The sequence below is a fragment of the Mycolicibacterium sp. XJ662 genome (assembly GCF_053484035.1).
In genome coordinates this window covers 89,895-108,658 of record NZ_JBEFTL010000007.1, presented here as the reverse complement: position 1 = coordinate 108,658, position 18,764 = coordinate 89,895, and the positions used below count along the sequence as shown (strand labels likewise).

The 18,764-nt window shown below is 67.1% G+C and carries 11 protein-coding genes; 6 read left to right on the top strand and 5 right to left on the bottom strand.

The window, feature by feature from the left end:
- Nucleotides 1–74: 74 nt before the first annotated feature.
- Both ABQE93_RS18715 and ABQE93_RS18710 read right to left on the bottom strand, forming a co-directional pair.
- Nucleotides 75–3,839 (bottom strand): multifunctional oxoglutarate decarboxylase/oxoglutarate dehydrogenase thiamine pyrophosphate-binding subunit/dihydrolipoyllysine-residue succinyltransferase subunit, encoded by a 3,765-nt coding sequence (locus ABQE93_RS18715; RefSeq protein ID WP_448409752.1) that lies wholly within the window; start codon nt 3,837–3,839, stop codon nt 75–77.
- Between the two features lie 194 nt (nt 3,840–4,033).
- Entirely contained in the window at nt 4,034–4,786 is a 753-nt protein-coding gene (locus ABQE93_RS18710) for a hypothetical protein (protein WP_448409617.1), read from the bottom strand.
- A 143-nt stretch (nt 4,787–4,929) separates the two neighbouring features.
- On the opposite strand from ABQE93_RS18710, the gene ABQE93_RS18705 reads away from it, so the two are divergent.
- Together ABQE93_RS18705 and ABQE93_RS18700 are read left to right on the top strand one after the other, a co-directional pair.
- Nucleotides 4,930–6,234 (top strand): multidrug effflux MFS transporter, encoded by a 1,305-nt coding sequence (locus ABQE93_RS18705; protein WP_448409618.1) that lies wholly within the window; start codon nt 4,930–4,932, stop codon nt 6,232–6,234.
- Between the two features lie 206 nt (nt 6,235–6,440).
- The gene (locus tag ABQE93_RS18700) at nt 6,441–8,441 is read left to right on the top strand and encodes an MFS transporter (RefSeq protein WP_448409753.1); all 2,001 of its coding nucleotides are present in this window, start codon (nt 6,441–6,443) and stop codon (nt 8,439–8,441) included.
- Nucleotides 8,442–8,461: 20 nt separating this feature from the next.
- Here the strand turns inward: ABQE93_RS18700 and ABQE93_RS18695 are convergent, their stop codons facing one another.
- The gene (locus ABQE93_RS18695; RefSeq protein ID WP_448409619.1) at nt 8,462–9,811 is read right to left on the bottom strand and encodes an FAD-binding oxidoreductase; all 1,350 of its coding nucleotides are present in this window, start codon (nt 9,809–9,811) and stop codon (nt 8,462–8,464) included.
- Nucleotides 9,808–13,227 (bottom strand): TM0106 family RecB-like putative nuclease, encoded by a 3,420-nt coding sequence (locus ABQE93_RS18690; protein WP_448409620.1) that lies wholly within the window; start codon nt 13,225–13,227, stop codon nt 9,808–9,810. The genes ABQE93_RS18695 and ABQE93_RS18690 overlap by 4 nt, the downstream gene beginning before the upstream one ends.
- A gap of 204 nt (nt 13,228–13,431) precedes the next feature.
- On the opposite strand from ABQE93_RS18690, the gene ABQE93_RS18685 reads away from it, so the two are divergent.
- Nucleotides 13,432–14,331, top strand: coding sequence for an endonuclease domain-containing protein (locus ABQE93_RS18685; protein ID WP_448409621.1), 900 nt, complete (start codon nt 13,432–13,434; stop codon nt 14,329–14,331).
- Between the two features lie 96 nt (nt 14,332–14,427).
- Here ABQE93_RS18685 and ABQE93_RS18680 read toward each other — a convergent pair whose 3' ends face one another.
- Entirely contained in the window at nt 14,428–14,958 is a 531-nt protein-coding gene (locus tag ABQE93_RS18680; protein WP_448409622.1) for an LppP/LprE family lipoprotein, read from the bottom strand.
- A 161-nt stretch (nt 14,959–15,119) separates the two neighbouring features.
- On the opposite strand from ABQE93_RS18680, the gene ABQE93_RS18675 reads away from it, so the two are divergent.
- Genes ABQE93_RS18675 through ABQE93_RS18665 form a run of 3 tightly spaced genes read left to right on the top strand, consistent with a single transcriptional unit; the run spans nt 15,120 to nt 18,736 of the window.
- Nucleotides 15,120–16,823: a DEAD/DEAH box helicase gene (locus tag ABQE93_RS18675; protein ID WP_448409623.1), complete on the top strand. Its 1,704-nt coding sequence runs from the start codon at nt 15,120–15,122 to the stop codon at nt 16,821–16,823.
- Entirely contained in the window at nt 16,820–17,962 is a 1,143-nt protein-coding gene (locus ABQE93_RS18670) for an acyltransferase family protein (RefSeq protein WP_448409624.1), read from the top strand. The genes ABQE93_RS18675 and ABQE93_RS18670 overlap by 4 nt, the downstream gene beginning before the upstream one ends.
- 57 nt (nt 17,963–18,019) lie before the next feature.
- Entirely contained in the window at nt 18,020–18,736 is a 717-nt protein-coding gene (locus tag ABQE93_RS18665; RefSeq protein ID WP_448409625.1) for a siderophore-interacting protein, read from the top strand.
- The last annotated feature ends 28 nt before the right edge of the window (nt 18,737–18,764 follow it).

Genomic DNA, 18,764 nt, shown 5'->3' with positions numbered 1-18,764 from the left:
GGGTACGAGCGTGCACGAACTCGCGAAGGTCAGCGGCGTGTCGGCCGCAAACACGCACGCTCGGCCCAAGGGGATCAGGCGAAGGCTTCGTCGATGATCTCTTGCTGCTCGACGGCGTGCACCTTCGACGAGCCCGACGACGGCGCCGACATCGCCCGCCGGGAGATGCGCTTGATGCCGCCCAGCTTCTCGGGCAACACCTCGGGCAGCGTCAGCCCGAACGTCGGCCACGCACCCTGGTTGGCCGGCTCCTCCTGCACCCAGAAGTACTCCTCGACGTTCGGGTACCGGTCGAGCGTCTCGGCCAGCCGCCGCCGGGGTAGCGGAGCGAGCTGTTCGACGCGCACGATCGCGACGTCCTGGCGGTCGTCCTTGTTCTTGCGTGCGGCCAACTCGTAGTAGAGCTTGCCGCTGCACAACAACACCCGGCGCACCTTGCCGCGGTCACCGTCGCCCTCGGCGAACGTCGGCTCCTCGATCACCGAGCGGAACTTGGCCTCGGTGAACTCCTTGAGATCGCTGACGGCGGCCTTGTTGCGCAGCATCGACTTGGGCGTGAACACGATCAGCGGACGCTGGATGCCGTCCAGGCCGTGCCTGCGCAGCAGGTGGAAGTAGTTCGCCGGGGTCGACGGCACCGCGATCGTCATCGAGCCCTCGGCCCACAGCTGCAGGAACCGCTCGATACGGCCCGACGTGTGGTCGGGACCCTGTCCCTCGTGCCCGTGGGGCAGCAGCAGCACCACATCGGAGAGCTGACCCCACTTCGCCTCGCCCGAGCTGATGAACTCGTCGATGACCGACTGGGCGCCGTTGACGAAGTCGCCGAACTGCGCCTCCCACAGCACCAGGGCATCCGGGTTGCCGACGGAGTAGCCGTATTCGAAGCCCACCGCGGCGAATTCCGACAGCGCCGAGTCGTAGACCATGAACCGGCCGCCGGTCGGGTTGCCGTCCTGGTCGACGGTGAGCAGCTGCAGCGGGGTGAACTCCTCACCGGTCTTGCGGTCGATGACCACCGAGTGCCGCTGGCTGAACGTGCCGCGCCGAGTGTCCTGCCCGGACAACCGGATCAGCTTGCCTTCGGCCAAAAACGAGCCGAACGCCAGCAGTTCGGCGAAGGCCCAGTCGACCTTGCCCTCGTAAGCCATCTCGCGGCGCTTCTCCAGCACCGGCTTGACCCGCGGATGCACCGTGAACCCTTCCGGCATGGCGAGGTGCGCATCGCCGATGCGGGCCAGCAGCGCCTTGTCCACGCCCGTGTGCATACCGGCGGGCACCATCTGGTCGGTCTCCACCGACGCGCTCGGCGCGATCGGGTGTTTCTCGAGTTCGCGGACCTCGTTGAACACTCGCTCCAATTGGCCCTGGTAGTCGCGCAGCGCGTCCTCGGCCTCTTTCATCGAGATGTCGCCGCGGCCGATCAGCGCTTCGGTGTAGGTCTTGCGCACCCCGCGCTTGACGTCGATCGCGTCATACATCGCCGGCTGCGTCATCGACGGGTCGTCGCCTTCGTTGTGACCGCGCTTGCGGTAGCAGATCAGGTCGATGACGACGTCCTTCTTGAACTTCTGCCGGAAGTCCACGGCCAGCCGCGACACCCACACCGCGGCCTCGGGGTCGTCACCGTTGACATGGAAGATCGGCGCCCCGATCATCTTCGCGACGTCGGTGCAGTACTCCGACGACTTGGCGTCGGAAGGCGATGTGGTGAAACCGATCTGGTTGTTGACGATGATGTGGATCGTGCCGCCGACGCCGTAACCGCGCAGCAGCGCGAGGTTGAGCGTCTCGGCGACCACGCCCTGGCCTGCGAACGCGGCGTCACCGTGCAGCATCAGCGGGACGACGGGAAATTTTTCGGACTCGTCATCGTCGCTTTCGATGTCGATCAGGTCCTGCTTGGCCCGCACCAGACCCACCAGCACCGGGTCGACCGCCTCCAGATGTGACGGGTTGGCCACCAGCGACACCTCGATGTCGTTGTCGCCGAACATCTGGATGAAGGTGCCGCCGGCACCCAGGTGGTACTTGACGTCACCGGAGCCGTGCGCCTGCGACGGGTTGAGGTTGCCCTCGAACTCGCTGAAGATCTGCGAGTACGGTTTGCCGACGATATTGGCCAACACGTTGAGCCGGCCGCGGTGCGGCATCCCGATGACCACCTCGTCGAGAGCGTGCTCGGCGCACTGGTCGATGACGGCATCCATCGCCGGGATGACGGTCTCCGCACCCTCCAGCGAGAACCGCTTCTGCCCAACGTATTTGGTTTGCAGGAACGTCTCGAACGCCTCAGCGGCGTTGAGCCTGCTCAAGATGTACTTCTGCTGCGCGACGGTCGGCTTGTCGTGCCTGCCCTCGATGCGCTCCTGCAGCCACTGCTGTTGTTCGGGTTCGAGGATGTGGGTGTACTCCACACCGATGTGGCGGCAGTACGCGTCGCGCAGCACCGCGAGCACGTCGCGCAGCTTCTTGTGCTCGGCGCCGGCGAACCCGTTGACCTTGAATTCGCGGTCGAGGTCCCACAGCGTCAGGCCGTGGGTCAACACGTCGAGGTCGGGGTGGCTGCGGAAGCGGTCCTTGTCCAGGCGCAACGGATCGATGTCGGCCATCAGGTGGCCGCGGTTGCGGTAGTCGGCGATCAGCTCGATGACGCGGGCGTTCTTGTCCTCGATCGAATCGGGGTTGTCCGTGCGCCAGCGCACCGGCTCATAGGGGATCGCCAGCTCGCGGAAGATCTCGTCGAAGAAATCGTCGGAGAGCAACAGCTCGTGCATCGTGCGCAGAAAGTCACCCGACTCCGCGCCCTGGATGATGCGGTGGTCGTAGGTCGAGCTCAGCGTGACGAGCTTGCCGATGCCCAGATCGGCGATGCGTTCGGGGCTGGCGCCCTGAAACTCGGCCGGGTATTCCATCGCGCCGACGCCGATGATCGCACCCTGGCCGCGCATCAGCCGCGGCACCGAATGCACGGTGCCGATGGTGCCGGGGTTGGTCAGCGAGATGGTCACCCCGGAGAAGTCGTCCATGGTCAGCTTGCCGTCGCGGGCGCGCCGCACGATGTCCTCGTAGGCGGCGATGAACTGGCCGAAGCGCATGGTCTCGGACTTCTTGATGGCCGCCACCACCAGTTGGCGGTCGCCGTCCTTGCGCTGCAGGTCGATCGCGAGGCCCAGGTTGACGTGGGCCGGGGTGACGACGTGGGGTTTGCCGTCGACCTCTTCGAAGGAGCGGTTCATCCCCGGGAACTTCTTGACCGCCTGAACCAGCGCATAGCCGATCAGGTGGGTGAACGAGATCTTGCCGCCGCGGGTGCGCTTGAGGTGGTTGTTGATGACGATGCGGTTGTCGATCATCAGCTTGGCGGGGATGGCCCGCACGCTGGTGGCCGTCGGCACCTCCAGCGACGCGTCCATGTTCTTGACGACCGCCGCCGCCGCACCACGCAGCTGCTGGCTTTCGTCGTCGTCGGCCTGCTTGGCTTGGGTCTTGGCCTTGGCAGGCTTTTCCGCGTCGCTCTTCTGCTTGGTCGACGTGCGCTCGGAGTTCTTGGATTCGGCTGGCTTGGGCTCGGACTTCTTTTCTGGCTTCTTGGGTTCGGCCTTGGACTCTGTCTTGGTTTCGGTCTTGGGTTCTGTCTTGGGTTCCGATGCCTTGGCCGCAGCCGGCTTCGGTGCGGGTGCGGGTGCGGGTTCCGGCGGTGAGATCGGCGCCGCGGTCCGCTGACCGTTACCGTCGGAGGCCTGGCTGTCGGTCGTTGGCTCGGGGGAGTAGTCGACCAGGAATTCGTGCCAGCTGGGGTCTACCGACGAGGGATCCTCGCGGAACTTGCGATACATCTCCTCGACCAACCACTCGTTCTGTCCGAATGGTGAAGGTGAGCTCACGGTAGCTATTCGCCTCAATTCTCGCGTCACGCAAGCGCGGTGATCACGCTTGCCGGTTCTGTGCGGTTACCCGCCTTTCCGCCGCCCTAAAGGCTAGCGCCGAAGCAACGGTCAAGCCATGACAACGGCGTTATGGCCAGCGCCGGTTAGTTCGGCGGCGCAGGCAGCACGTGCAGCTTCGACGGCCACCGCGGCGGTGGGCTGCCGAACGCCTTTTGGGCGTTGGCGACGATGCGTTTGCCCATCAGCCGATTGCCGACACCACCGATGACAGCGCCGACGCCCACGGGCAGCAGCTTGCCGAAGGCCATCGCTCCGCGCTTCAGCGTGTAGCGCTTCACGAAATAGCGCAGCAGACGATTGTTCAGTTGGGATACCGCGGGAAGCGGCAACGTCGCTGCGCCCTCGGCCACCCATGCGCCGCCGGTACGGCGCTTGCCGACCAGGTCGGCGAGCGCCGCCTTGCCGTCGTCGCCGACCAGGACACCGAGCACCAAGGCGCGGCGGCGTTCTTTGTTCTCGGCCGGGATTCCGTGCACCTCGGCGACGGCCAGGACATACAGCGTCGTCGCCTCCAAGAAAACCACCGTCTCACCGGCGACAGCGGACAGCGCGGCCAACGTGCCGATGCCGGGCACCGCGGCCGCCGAGCCGACGGCCGTACCGCTGGCGACCACCGCCGCCAGATACTGTGTCTCGAGCTTCTTGATGATCTCCGCGGGTGTCGCGTCGGGATTGCGTTCGCGGATACGTCTGACATAGGCCTGAACCGCGGGTGCCTGCACGCGGGACCCGCGCTCGAGGATTCCGGAGAGCACCTTGGCGGCAGCGCCCGGATCCTCTGGGCTGGCGTCGCTGGTATCAGGCAGCTGTTTGTTGACCTTTGACCAGGCACACATGGCGGCCTCCCTGTCCGAACGCCTGGTTTTCAGGCTATCCGCTTTACCTAACGAACACCGGCGCGCCGGCGTGCCCGCGGTGATTGCGCTCACTGCGCGCCCGATCGGGAAGAAAATATTGAGAAGCGACGCTAACCATTTTCATGGCAACATCACCGGCTGTGGACCTGACGCGCACGGACTCCGAGACCTCGAGAACCAGCGCGCCCAGCCGCACCCGGATGATCCTCGTGCTGGGCGTGATGGTGGCGCTCGGCCCGCTCACCATCGACATGTACCTGCCGGCCCTGCCCGAGATCGGCGAACAGCTCGGGGTGTCATCGTCGGTCGCGCAACTCACCCTCACCGGAACGTTGGCGGGGCTGGCGCTGGGCCAGCTGATCGTGGGGCCGCTGTCGGACTCGCTGGGCCGGCGTCGTCCGCTGATGGTCGGCATCGTGCTGCACATGGCGGCGTCGCTGCTGTGCATGCTCGCCCCCAACATCACCGTGCTGGGCGTGGCCCGCGGGCTGCAGGGCATGGGTGCCGCCGCCGCCGCGGTGGTGGCCGTCGCCGTGGTCGGTGACCTGTTCGCCGGCTCCGCTGCGGCCACCGTGATGTCGCGGCTGATCCTGGTGCTGGGGGTCGCGCCGGTGTTGGCGCCGTCGCTGGGGGCCGCGGTGTTGTTGACGGGCTCCTGGCCGTGGGTGTTCGCCGCGTTGGTCGTGATGGCCGGCGCCCTGCTGGTGGTCGCGGCGTTGGCGCTGCCCGAAACCCTTCCGGTGTCGCACCGCAGGCCGCTGAAGGTACGCAGCATCGCTGCCACGTACGGCCAACTGCTGCGCGACGTGCGCTTCGTCGTCGCCGTCGTGGTCGCGGCGCTGAGCATGTCGGGGTTGTTCGCCTACATATCGGGGGCGCCGTTCGTGCTGCAGGGTCGCTACGGCCTCGACGAGCAGGCGTTCGCGCTGGTGTTCGCCGCCGGTGCGATCGCGCTGATCGGCTCCACCCAGTTCAACGTCGTGCTGCTGCGCCGGTTCGCCCCGCAGCCCATCATGCTGTGGGCGCTGGTGGCCGCGACGGCGGCCGGGGCCGTGTTCATCACGCTCTCGCTCACCGGGTTCGGTGGGGTGCTGGGCTTCGTGATCCCGGTGTGGGCGATCCTCGCAGCCATGGGTCTGGTGCTGCCCAATGCGCCGGCGGTGGCGTTGACGCGGCATCCGGAGGCGTCGGGCACGGCGGCGTCGCTGCTCGGCGCGGCACAGTTCGGGCTGGGCGCGGCGGTGGCACCGTTGGTCGGCGTGCTCGGCAACGACGAGATCGCGCTCGCTCTGGTGATGACGATGGGTATGGTGGTCGCGTTGTTCGCGATGGCCCCCACGCTGCGCGGCGGATATCACGCCGATGGTGTGTCGGCGGTCGAACACGCGGACGGAGTCACCGGCGACGCCGTCCCTGAACCCGCCTGACCCTTTGTTGCACGTGTGAGCCCCGACTTGTCGGGACCACGCAAGCTCCGTAGCGTCGGCTGAACCGTCACGTAGCTAGTCGACTCGAGATGTCCCTGAACCTCATTCGCCGGCCCGCCGGCCTCACCTTCGCGGTGCGGCGGGGATTCGGCGGTCTGCTGCCGCGCGACCCCGAGTCGCGCAACGCATGGCGCGCGCTGTGGGCGATGATGATCGGCTTCTTCATGATCCTGGTCGACGCCACCATCGTGGCGGTGGCCAATCCGTCGCTGATGGATCACCTGGGTGCCGACTACGACGCCGTCATCTGGGTCACCAGCGCCTACCTGCTGGCGTATGCGGTGCCGCTGTTGGTGGCCGGGCGCCTCGGTGACCGGTTCGGCCCGAAGAACCTCTACCTGATCGGGTTGTCCGTCTTCACGGCCGCCTCGCTGTGGTGTGGGCTGTCCGACACCATCGGGATGCTCGTCGCCGCCCGGGTGCTGCAGGGGGTGGGCGCGTCGTTGTTGACGCCGCAGACCCTGTCGACGATCACGCGGATCTTCCCGGCCGACCGTCGCGGCGTCGCGATGGGCGTGTGGGGCGCGACGGCGGGTGTCGCGACGTTGGTCGGCCCGTTGGCCGGTGGTTTTCTGGTCGACGGCCTCGGCTGGCAGTGGATCTTTTTCGTCAACGTGCCGGTCGGCGTCTTCGGGGTCGTTCTGGCCACGCGACTGGTACCCGAACTACCTACGAACAAGCAGCCTTTCGACGTACCGGGCGTGCTGCTGTCCGGTATCGGGATGTTCATGATCGTGTACGCGCTGCAGGAGGGGCAGGCACACGAGTGGGCGCCGTGGGTGTGGGGCACCATCGCCGGCGGTATCGGGTTCATGGCAGCGTTTTTGATCTGGCAGTCGGTCAACACTGCCGAACCGCTGGTCCCGCTGGCGATCTTCCGCGACCGCGACTTCGCGCTTTCCAGCCTCGGTGTGGCCACGATCGGTTTCGTCGTGACCGCGATGATGGTGCCGATCATGTTCTACGCCCAGGCGGTGTGCGGTCTCACCCCGACCCGCTCGGGGCTACTGATGGCGCCGATGGCGATCCTCAGCGGTGTGCTTGCGCCGTTCGTCGGCAGGATCGTCGACCGGTCGCATCCACGGCCGGTGGTGGGTTTCGGGTTCTCCCTGCTCGCCATTTCGGTGACGTGGCTGTCGATCGAGATGACGCCGACGACGGCGATCTGGCGGATCGCGGTGCCGTTGGCGGTGACCGGGGTGAGCATGGCGTTCATCTGGTCGCCGCTGGCCGCGACCGCCACCCGCAATCTGGCGATCGACCGCGCCGGTGCGGGTTCGGGTGTCTACAACGCCACGCGCCAGGTCGGGTCGGTGTTGGGCAGCGCCGGTATCGCGGCGTTCATGACGTGGCGGATCGGTGCGGTGCTGCCGCCGGCGGCCGGCCAGGCCACCGAGACTTCGGGCGTCATGGAACTGCCGAGCTTCCTTCACGAACCGTTCGCCGCGGCGATGTCGCAGGCGATGTTGTTGCCGGCGTTCATCGCGTTGTTCGGTGTGGTGCTGGCGCTGTTCCTGGTCGGCTTCGAGAGCGACCCGGGCCCTGACGACGACTTCGACCCCGATGCCGGCGCCGGTCTGGCGGTCGACTACGGCGGCGACGAGACGTTCGTCGACGATGACGACGACTATCTGGAGTACACGGTGTCCTGGGATGAGCCCGGCCCGCTACCGGTCGCACCCGATGCGGCCGAGTCGCCGACGGACCCGATCCCGGCGCGCGCCACGCCGCCGTCGCACGTGCCTCGCACGTCGTGGCACTTCCAGCACGACACAGCGGCCGAAGCCGAGACCGAGGAGCGTCAATCCTGGCGCGCGGTTTTGGACCTGCTCGACGATGTTCCTTCGGTGCCCGCTACGGCACCGGAGCCCGAACCGATCGGGCACGCGCACAACGGGTTTCACGTCGACGATCAGCGACGGTTCAGGCCGATGGGCCGACGGCCGCTGGCCGAGCCGCGGTCGTCGGTGGCCGACGCGTACGAGATGGCGACCGGCCACCACTACCGGCGCCCGCGACATCGCCGGTCGGATGAGTCGAACGACTCACGCTCGTTCTGGTTTCAGTCGCACGGCAGGCATTCCCGCGACGAGGATCCCGACGACCGGCGGCGTTCCGGCAGGCATTCGTTGCCATGGAACGACTGAACGACGCACCGACGGTGCGTTCAGGTGCCGAAAAGCACTGCGGGGTTGAGGTATCCGGTCGGGTCGAAGGCCGCCTTCACCGCCCGCATGGCGGCGATGTCGGCGTCGGTGCGTGACATCGAGAGGTAGTCGCGCTTGCGGGTGCCGACGCCGTGCTCGGAGCTGACGTTGCCGCCCAGCCGTGCGATCAGCGCCATCATCGCCGAGTACAGGTTCCGCTCCGCGTCCGGGCCGCAACGCAACACGTTCAGATGCAGGTTGCCCTCGCCGATGTGGCCGAACAGCACGGGGATCGCCTCGGGTGCGTGCTCGGCGACGACTTGTGCCGCGTTCTGGGCGAACTCCGTGATGCTCGAAAGTGGCAGCGACACATCGAATTTCAGTGGGGGTCCGTACACTGCGAGCACCTCGGCGACCGCCTCGCGCACTTGCCACAACCGCTGCTGGGCGGACGCGTCCACGCCGACCGCCGGGTCACCTGTCAGTTTGGCGCCGTCGAGCGCGTCCGCCAGCCGCTCGGTCTGGTCGTCGTCGCCGGCCAGTTCGATCAGCAGCTGCCAGGCGCCGTCGACGGGGGTGGGCACGCCGACGTGTTCGGCGGTCAACGCGCTCGCGCGGGCGTCGATCAACTCCAATGCCGCGATACCGTCGAAATCGCGGAACATACGGCCGGTTTCGATGAGCGCGTCCAGGTCGGCGAACCCGCAGATCGCTGTCACCCGATGTCGCGGCGCGGGGTGCAGCCGCAGGTCCAGTCCCGTGATGACGCCGAGTGTGCCCTCGGCGCCGATGAACAGGGATGCCAGGTCGTATCCGGTGTTGTCCATCCGCACCCGGCTGTGTCGGTGCAGCACGGTGCCGTCGGGTAGCGCGACCTCCAATCCGATGACCTGTTCACCCATGTTGCCGTAGCGCACGGTGCGCAGCCCGCCGGCGTTCGTCGACGCCATGCCGCCGACGGTGGCCGAATCGCGGGCGGCCAGATCGACTCCGAACACCAGGCCCGACGCCGCTGCGGAGCGCTGCACCTCGCCCAGCGTCACGCCGGCGCCGACGGTGATGCGCCGCTCGACGACGTCGACCTCGCCGACGTCGCGCAGCCGTTCGGTGGACAGCAGCACGTCGTCGTTTTCGGGCACCGTGCCGGCCACCAGCGAGGTGCGCCCGCCCTGAACGGTGACGCAGACGCCCGCGTCGCGGCAGGTGCGCAGTACCGCGGCGACCTCATCGGCGGTGCCCGGCCGCACCAGGATGCTGGCCCGGCCCCGGTACCGTCCGGTGTGGTCGACGCTGCGCCCGGCCAGCACGTCGGGGTCGGTGCTCACATGCGCGGCGCCGACGATCGCGCCCAACCGGTCGGTCAAGCTCACCCCGTGGGTGTATCACACGGCGCCAGCGCGAGAAACGCGCCCAACTCGACCAGACGATCCGGTGTGGTCGGCAGATAGTCGGTCAACAGCGAAGAACGCACGATCACACACATGTACTTGGCGCGGCTGACCGCAACGTTGAGACGGTTTCGGTTGAGTAGGAACGCGATTCCCCGCGGGACATCGTCCGCCGACGACGCGGTCATCGACACGAACACCACGGGAGCCTGTCTGCCCTGGAACTTGTCGACGGTGCCGACCTCGACATCGGAGTACCCGGCGGCGTCGAGTCGGCGACGCAGCGTCACCACCTGTGCGTTGTACGGCGTGACGACGAGCACGTGGTGCTGGCCGAGCGGCACCTTGTCCTCCCCGTCGGACCATGGGGTGCCCAGCAGGCGGCCGATCTCGGCGACGATCGCATCGGCCTCCTCGGGGCTGTCAGTCGAGTTGCCGTTGTGGTCGACGGTGAGCACCCGCAACCCCGGTGCGTATCCGTCGAGTACGCGCGCCGTGGTGACCTCGTCAAACGACTGGAGCCTGCCGTCATAGGACAACCGCGACACCGTCGAGCACACCGACGGGTGCATCCGGTAAGACCGGTCCAGGAAGTAGCCGAGTTCGCTTGGCAGCGTGTGCTTTCCGTCGATCAACCAGCCCAGCGCCGAGCGGTCGACGGCCTCGGGGTGGGTGCCCTGGCTCACCTGTGGCAGCTGCTGCGGATCACCGAGCAGCATCAGGTTGCGCGCTGCCGGAGCGACGGCGATGGTGTTGGCCAGGCTGTACTGGCCGGCCTCCTCGACCACGAGCAGGTGTAGCGACTGCCGCGGAATCTTGTTGGCGTTCGAGAAGTCCCAGCCGGTGCCGCCGACGACGCAGCCCAGACCGCGGGCGGCGTGGTCGTCGATGAACGCAGCGAACTCGGGGTTGGTCAGTTCGGTCCAGCCACAGTTGACGCTGTTGAGCTTCTTGGCGACGTGCGCGCCGTCGACACCAGCCTTCAGCACGTCGGCGAAAAGGTTCTCTACCACCGCATGTGACTGGGCCACCACGCCGACGCGCCACCCGTGGGCGTTGACCAGTCGTTCGATCACCCGCGCCGAGGTGTATGTCTTTCCGGTGCCCGGCGGTCCGTGCACCGCGAGGTAGGAGGCATCGAGGTCGAGCAACGCGGCGGTGATGTCGTCTTCGATCGCGGCGCCGTGCGGCAGCGGGTTGCCACTGCGCGTACGTGGGGTGCGCCGCAGCAGGATGTCGGTCACGGCGTCACACGGCACCGTCGGCAGCCCGGCCGCCACCGCGGCTACCGTCTGCTCGATCGACTCCTCGAGCGGTTTGGTGTTGATCGGCGGACCCGGTGTCAGCGCGAAGGGCAGCTGATCGAACACGTCGCCGTTCTTCGGTTGCTTCTCGGCGACGACGACTTCGGTCGGCACCTCCGGGTCGTTGCATTCGAGGACGGTGACGGCGCCGAATGCGCGGCGGTCCGGATCGTCGGCTAGCCCCTCGGGCGCGGGCGGGTCGTAGAGCGCGTACATGTCGCGGGCCAGTTCGCCGTTGGCGAGTTCGCCGAAGAGCCGGACGTGCCGCTGCGGTTTGCGGGCCTTCGGCGGCTGGTGCCAGTCCTGCTCGATTACGGCACGGTCGGCAACGAACACATCGCCGTCGTCGGCCCACTCGTCGACGGGGTTGTTGACCCGGTCGAAGTGGCTCCACCAGAACGGTTTGTGCTCGCGGCGGTGATAGCCGCGGGCGGCGGCGAACATCGCGACGGCGGTCTGCTCGGGGGTGCGTGCCGAGACGCCGTCTCCTGCGAACTTGAGCAGTTTGCGTTCGAGGGCGTCCCCGATCTCGATGGCGGCTTCGTCGTCGCGCACCGGCCGGGGTCCGCGCGGCGGCACCCCGGCTTCGATGGCGCGGGCGATCAGCCAGTCGCGCAACCGGTGCGTCGAGCGGCAGTCGTAAAGGTTGTAGTCCTCAATCTCCTTGAGCACGGCGGCGGCTTCGTCGCTGCGTTCCTCGTCGCGCAGCGCGCAGTAGCGGGCGTACTGGGTGATGGAGTCGGTTGCCGTCGTCACCTCGCCGCTGCGCAGCTCGTTGCCCATGTAGAGCGGTTCCAGCGACTTGATGCTGTAGTTCTCTGTCCCCACCCGAATGCTCTTGCGTACCAACGGAAACAGGTCCACCAGCACGCCGTTGCGGAGCAGTTCGTCGACGTCGTTCTCGCCGACGCCGTAGCGGCCGGCCAGACGCAGCAGCGTGCTCTTCTCGTAGGCTGCGTAGTGGTAGATGTGCATGCCGGGGTAGCGCCGCAACCGCTTGCGCACCATCGCCAGGAAGTCGATCAGCGCTTGGCGTTCGCTGGCCCGGTCGTGCGCCCAGAACGGGTGGAATTCGCCTCCGACGGTGAGGACCCCCCACAGGTATTCCAGGCCCCACTCGCGGCCGTCGGGGGTCCACAGCGGGTCGCCTTCGAAGTCGAAGAACAGGTCGCCCCTGTTCTCATCGGGCAGCACCATCAACGGCTGCGGGTCAATCACCTCGTAGGCGGGTTTGCCGTCGACTTTCGGGGTCAACTGCAGCCGCGCCTGGGTTCGCAGTGCGGTGAGCGCCCGCGCAGACAATTCCGGCACGGGGCCCTCGTGGTCTGCAAGCTCGGCGACCGTGGTGATACCCGCGTCGAGCAACCGTGCGCGCTGACTGACCCGCATGTTCGCCACCAGCAGCAGATCGTCCGTCGCGCGAACCTGAACCTCGCATTCGGGACAGCGAAAGCAGGCGCGCACGGTTTCGTCTTCCCAGTCGACCGGCGCGCCGGACGCGAAGTGATCGTCGAGCAGCCGTTCCAACGCAGCGCGCCGCAGTCGGTACACCGGAAGCAGCTCGTCGAGGCGGTAGCGCGCGGTGGCGTCGTCGCCGAGAACCAGCTCGACTTCATCGGCAACCGGAACGCCTGTGACAGAAAGCGTTTCGGCGTAGGCCGCCAGCTGCAGCAGCGCTTCCACCTTGACGGAACGGGCTAGCTTCGTGTCGCGCAGCAGATACCGGTCGCCGTCCAGGACCAGGAAGTCGGCGAAGCCGACGAACCGGCCGTCGAACATTGCCGCCTGATAGATCACCGGGGCGCGTCGCTCGACGGCGCGCCGTGTCTGCTCGGCCGCAGCGGTCAGGCCCTCGACCGTGGACTTCGGCCTGCCGATGATCGCAACGTCGGCCAGGTCGCGCAGCCGATCCAGGTGGCGCTGTTCGTGCTCACCGCCGAGTTGCGCGGTTCTGGCCAGCAGCTCGTCGTCAACGGTGACCGCGGGGCCGCGGCCCAACTTCGCATCGAACGCGCGCAGCAGCGCGTACTCACAGCGCGCCGCCGCTGCGAGGTCTGAGGCGCTGTAGATGACATGGCCGTCGGTGACGAACACGCTGCCACTGTAGGTGAGCCCGCCGACACCCCGAGTTGGCGCGAACGTGGGTTACCCGCACGCGGTGTCGGCCTTGGGCGTGTCACGAGCCCACACTCGTCATCCCCAACGGCATACCCATCCACAGGAGGGGCCGGGTGCACCGTCGCGCCGGCCGATTTTGTGACACCTGACGCTGACGGTGACCGCATGAATACGGAAACGATGCCGTTCATCGGCACAGAAGCAGTGGCGGCCGGCCTGGCGACGAGGCGAACATTGGTCAGCCGTCACAACATGGTGTATCGCAACGTCTACCTGCCCAAGGGCGTGGAGCTGACAGCCGACAGACGCGCGGTAGCCGCTTGGCTGTGGTCCGCGCGAAACGCCACCCTGGCCGGGATCTCCGCATCGGCGCTGTATGGATCGCGATGGGTCGGCGGCGAGTTGCCTGCCGAGCTCATCCGTCGTGAAGCCTGCCCCGTCGAGGGAATTCTCATTCATCGCAACAAATTGCGCGACGACGAGGTCGGCGTCGTGCACGGATTGCCGGTGACCACGCCTGCGCGGACGGCGTTCGACCTCGGACGCAGAAAAGGTCTCGAGCGGGCGATCATCCGTGTTGACGCGTTGGCCAACGCCACCGGTCTCAAGGCGGGCGATGTCATGCGTCTCGCCGACACCCGTGGCGGTGCCCGAGGCATGGTGCAGCTACGGCGGGTATTGGCGCTGATGGACGGCGGATCCGAATCACCGCAGGAGACTCGGACACGCCTGCTGTTGATCGCCGCCGGGTTTCCGAAGCCGCAAACACAGATTCTCGTCGTCGACGAATACGGTTCCTTCGTCGGCCGCGTCGACATGGGGTGGGCGGAATTCAAGGTCTGTGTCGAATACGACGGGCGGCAACACTGGGACGATCCGGCGCAACACGCATACGACATCGACCGGCTGGCCGAACTGACCGCGAAAGGCTGGCTGATCATTCGGGTGAGTCGAGATCTGTTGCGCTACCGGCCGCAGGTATTTCTGGCCGGTGTGCGGGATGCGATGCAGGCAAGAGGGTGGCCGCAGGCACACAAGGTACGGCTCGACGCGCGGATTTCCTGGCTCGAAACCCATTAGGCCGCCGAATGTGGGCTCGATGCACGTCTACCGCCAGAACACCGTGCGGGTAACCCACGTTCGGCGGCGCGGCGGCGCGGCGGCGCCAACTAGGGCTCAGCCCGGGGTGTTGCCGATCAACTCGACGCCGTTGCCGTTCCACCGGAACTTCACCACGCTGTCCAGGCCGGGCACCCCGTTGGAATACCGCAGCGCGACGGTGTCGCCGGTGCTGGCGCTCGGATCGATGCCGTTGAAACCGTAGGTGGCAGGCACCCCGTCGGGGATGAACTTGCCGAGGTGGAACATCACCGCGCGGGTGTTGGGGTTCTCGGCGTTGGTGTTGGCCTTGACGATCACCACCGACAGCTGCGCGCACTCGTTGTAGTTACCGGCCAGCGGCTCCGGGCTCCACCCCTGATTGCTGCGCGGGTCGCGCGGCAACTCCGAAACCGCCTGGGCGATCTCCGGTGCGGCGAGGTCGACCTCGCACGGGTCCGCCGCCGCCGTCGTGGCCGGTGTCTCCCCGGGCAGCTCCGATGCCGAGGCCGGCGCCGACGCCGCGGCCGTCGGGGGAGGCGCCGTGGGGCCCGGCGTCTTCGAGACGGTGGAGTCGCCCGACCCGCAGCCGGCGAGAAGAACCGCCACGACACCGATCAGACTGCAGAACCGAACCGTGCACTTCACCTAATCCACCCTCGCAAATCGCGTCGAACAGGTCGCGGCGACACACCGGCGTGGTGTGACGGAAGTGACGACTGGGCCGCGTGGCGAATTGGGCAGGTGACGGGCATTAGAATCGCTACCTGATGACGTCCTCTGAGTCGGACCCGAACCAGGCACCTCCGACTGCCGAACTGACCTTTTCTGACCTGCAGATTCACCCGTCGGTGCTGCAGGCTGTCGTCGACGTCGGATACGAGTCGCCGTCGGCGATCCAGGCCGACACCATTCCGGCGATGATGGCCGGCTCCGACGTCGTCGGCCTGGCCCAGACCGGCACCGGTAAGACGGCCGCCTTCGCGATCCCGATCCTGTCGAAGATCGACCCTGCCAGCCGCGCCACCCAGGCGCTCGTGCTGGCGCCGACGCGCGAGTTGGCGCTGCAGGTCGCCGAGGCCTTCGGCCGCTACGGCGCGCGCCTGCCCCAAATCAACGTGCTGCCCATCTACGGCGGCTCGTCCTACGGCCCCCAGTTGGCGGGTCTCAAGCGCGGCGCGCAGGTGGTCGTCGGCACGCCCGGCCGGGTGATCGATCACCTGGAGAAGGGCCGGCTGGACCTGTCGCACCTCGACTACCTGGTGCTCGACGAGGCCGACGAGATGCTGCAGATGGGCTTCGCCGAAGACGTCGAGCGCATCCTCGCCGACACCCCGGAGTACAAGCAGGTGGCGTTGTTCTCGGCGACCATGCCGCCCGCGATCCGCAAGATCACCACCAAGTATCTGCACGATCCGGTCGAGGTCACGGTCAAGGCGAAAACGGCCACCGCCGATAACATTTCGCAGCGCTACATCCAGGTCGCCGGGCACCGCAAGATGGATGCGCTGACCCGGGTGCTCGAGGTGGAAGAGGGCGACGCGATGATCGTGTTCGTCCGCACCAAGCAGGCCACCGAAGAAGTGGCCGAACGCCTGCGGGCGCGGGGCTTTTCCGCGGCCGCCATCAACGGCGACATCCCGCAGGCACAACGCGAACGCACGATCGCCGCGCTGAAAGACGGCAGCATCGACATTCTCGTCGCCACCGATGTGGCCGCGCGCGGGCTCGACGTGGAACGGATCAGCCACGTCCTGAACTACGACATCCCCCACGACACCGAGTCCTACGTGCACCGCATCGGGCGCACCGGACGCGCCGGCCGCTCGGGTGCCGCGCTGTTGTTCGTCACGCCCAGAGAGCGCCATCTGCTCAAGGCCATCGAAAAGGCCACCCGCTCCAAGCTCGTCGAAACCGACCTGCCGAGCGTCGAAGACGTCAACGCCCAGCGCGTCGCGAAGTTCCGCGACTCGATCACCGAGGCACTCAACGCGCCCGGCGTCGACCTGTTCCGCAGCATGATCGAGGACTACGAGCGCGAAAACGACGTTCCGATGGTCGATATCGCCGCCGCACTGGCCGTGCAGTCCCGCGACGGCGAGCAGTTCCTGATGTCCGAACCGCCCCCGGAGAAGCGTCGCCGCGACGAGCGCCCGGAGCGGCCCGACCGCGGACCCAAGCAACCCCGTCGATCCGGGCAGGACTTCGCCACCTACCGCATCGCCGTCGGCAAGCGGCACAAGGTGAGCCCTGGCGCGATCGTCGGCGCCATCGCCAACGAGGGTGGCCTGCACCGCAGCGACTTCGGCCACATCTCGATCCGCGTCGATCATTCGCTGGTCGAGCTGCCGGCCAGACTGTCGCGCGAGACGGTGAAAGCCTTGGAGCGCACCCGCATTCAGGGCATCCTGATCAACTTGCAGCCCGACCGTCCGCCGCGCAAGGGCGGGAAACCCGGTCGCCGATCGAAATGACGCTGTCGCGCGGGGTGGATGCGCAGGGCGGTCTGGAGTCCATCAGTAGGCCCGAGCGGGTCGCCTCGCTCACCGGTATCCGCGCGGTCGCCGCCCTGCTGGTAATGGCTACCCACGCCGCCTACACCACGGGTAAGTACCCGCAGGGCTATGTCGGTCTGGTGTATTCACGCATGGAGATCGGCGTGCCGATCTTCTTCGTGCTCAGCGGTTTTCTGCTCTTCGGGGCGTGGGTCAAGGCCGCGGCCGAGGACAGACCGCCGCCGTCGTCCCGCCGCTACGCCTGGCGCCGGGTGCGCCGCATCATGCCGGCGTACGTCGTCACGGTGCTGGCGGCCTACCTCGTCTACCACTTCCGCACCGCGGGGCCCAATCCCGGCCACACCTGGGAGGGGTTGTTCCGCAACCTGACGCTCACCCAGATCTACACCGACCACTATCTGTATTCGTTTCTGCACCAGGGCCTTACACAAATGTGGAGCTTGGCGGTCGAGGTTGCGTTCTACGCTGTGCTTCCGCTGCTGGCCTGGCTGCTGCTCGTCGTGCTGTGCCGGCGGCGCTGGCGCCCAGGCCTGCTGATGGTCGGCCTCGGTGCGCTCGCGTTGATCTCGCCCGCGTGGCTGGTGCTGGTGCACACCACCGACTTCCTGCCCGACGGGGCGGCGTTGTGGTTGCCCACGTATCTGATGTGGTTCATCGGCGGAATGGTGTTGGCGGCATTGCAGCCGCTGGGTGTGCGGGCGTACGCGCTGGCTTGTGTTCCGTTGGCGGTGGTGTGCTATTTCATCGTCTCCACCCCGATCGCCGGGGAGCCCACCACCTCGCCGACTGAACTGCGCGAGGCGTTGGCCAAGACCGTGTTCTACGCGGTGATCGCGACGTTGATGGTGGCGCCGCTGGCGTTGGGCGATCGCGGGCTGTACTCGAGGTTCCTGGCCAGTCGCCCGATGGTGTTCCTCGGCGAGATCTCTTACGAGATCTTCCTGATCCACCTGATCACGATGGAGCTGGTGATGGTGGAGATCGTGCGCTATCCGATCTACACCGGCTCGGTTTTCTGGCTGTTCGTGATCACGTTCATCGTCACGGTGCCGTTGTCCTGGCTGCTGCACCGGTTCACCCGCGTACGCGACCGCTAGCGGGATATTAGGTTAAGCTGCCCTAAGAAATCGATTCACTGAGGGGCTGTTGTTTCTATGTCCGACAAGAAGCCGACGCGCGGGTTCCAGGGCGCGGTTCTCAAGCTGATGCGTGCGGGCGACTACCAGCTGACGGTCACCGGGCGGCGCGAGGTGACGCCGCACTACCTGCGGCTGAGCTTCACTGCCGGCGGGATGCTCGCCGACCGGCCGCTGCATCCGACGATGTGGATCCGGATGTGGTTCGCCGACGGCGACAAACTGCACCAGCGCGGTTTCACGCTGGTGGACCCGAACCCGGAAGCCGACACCGTCGACATCGAGTTCGCCCTGCACGAAGGCGTCGCCTCGCAGTGGGCGCAGAAGGCGAAACCGGGTGACACGATCGAGGTGACGGTGCTCGGCAGCAACTTCACGCTGCCTGAACCGCAGCCGGCCGGGTACGTCATCGTCGGCGACACCGCGTCGTTGCCCGCGATCAACTCGCTGCTGCAGGCCATCGGTGACGTTCCGGCCCGGGTGTACCTGGAGGCCAGCCACGACGACGACAAGCAGTTGCCGGTGGCGCGTAGCGCCAATGTCATGTGGGTGGACCGCAAGAACTCCGGCGAGTCGTTGATTCAGGCCGTCAACGAGGCGGCCTTCGACGCCTCCGATCACTTCGGTTGGGTCGCCTGCGACAACCGCACCACCCGCGCGGTCGCCAAGGTGTTCCGCGAGAACTACAAGATTCCGAAGAAGTCCATCAAGGCACAAGCGTATTGGGTCGCCTGACGGCACAAGCGTTTTGAGTCGCCTGACG

Excerpts from the sequence above, each read along its gene's own strand:
- ABQE93_RS18715 (WP_448409752.1), bottom strand. The coding sequence starts at position 3,839 with ATGTATCGCAAGTTCCGCGAGGATCCCTCGTCGGTAGACCCCAGCTGG.
- ABQE93_RS18710 (WP_448409617.1), bottom strand. The coding sequence starts at position 4,786 with ATGTGTGCCTGGTCAAAGGTCAACAAACAGCTGCCTGATACCAGCGAC.
- ABQE93_RS18705 (WP_448409618.1), top strand. The coding sequence starts at position 4,930 with ATGGCAACATCACCGGCTGTGGACCTGACGCGCACGGACTCCGAGACC.
- ABQE93_RS18700 (WP_448409753.1), top strand. The coding sequence starts at position 6,441 with ATGATGATCGGCTTCTTCATGATCCTGGTCGACGCCACCATCGTGGCG.
- ABQE93_RS18685 (WP_448409621.1), top strand. The coding sequence starts at position 13,432 with ATGCCGTTCATCGGCACAGAAGCAGTGGCGGCCGGCCTGGCGACGAGG.
- ABQE93_RS18675 (WP_448409623.1), top strand. The coding sequence starts at position 15,120 with ATGACGTCCTCTGAGTCGGACCCGAACCAGGCACCTCCGACTGCCGAA.
- ABQE93_RS18670 (WP_448409624.1), top strand. The coding sequence starts at position 16,820 with ATGACGCTGTCGCGCGGGGTGGATGCGCAGGGCGGTCTGGAGTCCATC.
- ABQE93_RS18665 (WP_448409625.1), top strand. The coding sequence starts at position 18,020 with ATGTCCGACAAGAAGCCGACGCGCGGGTTCCAGGGCGCGGTTCTCAAG.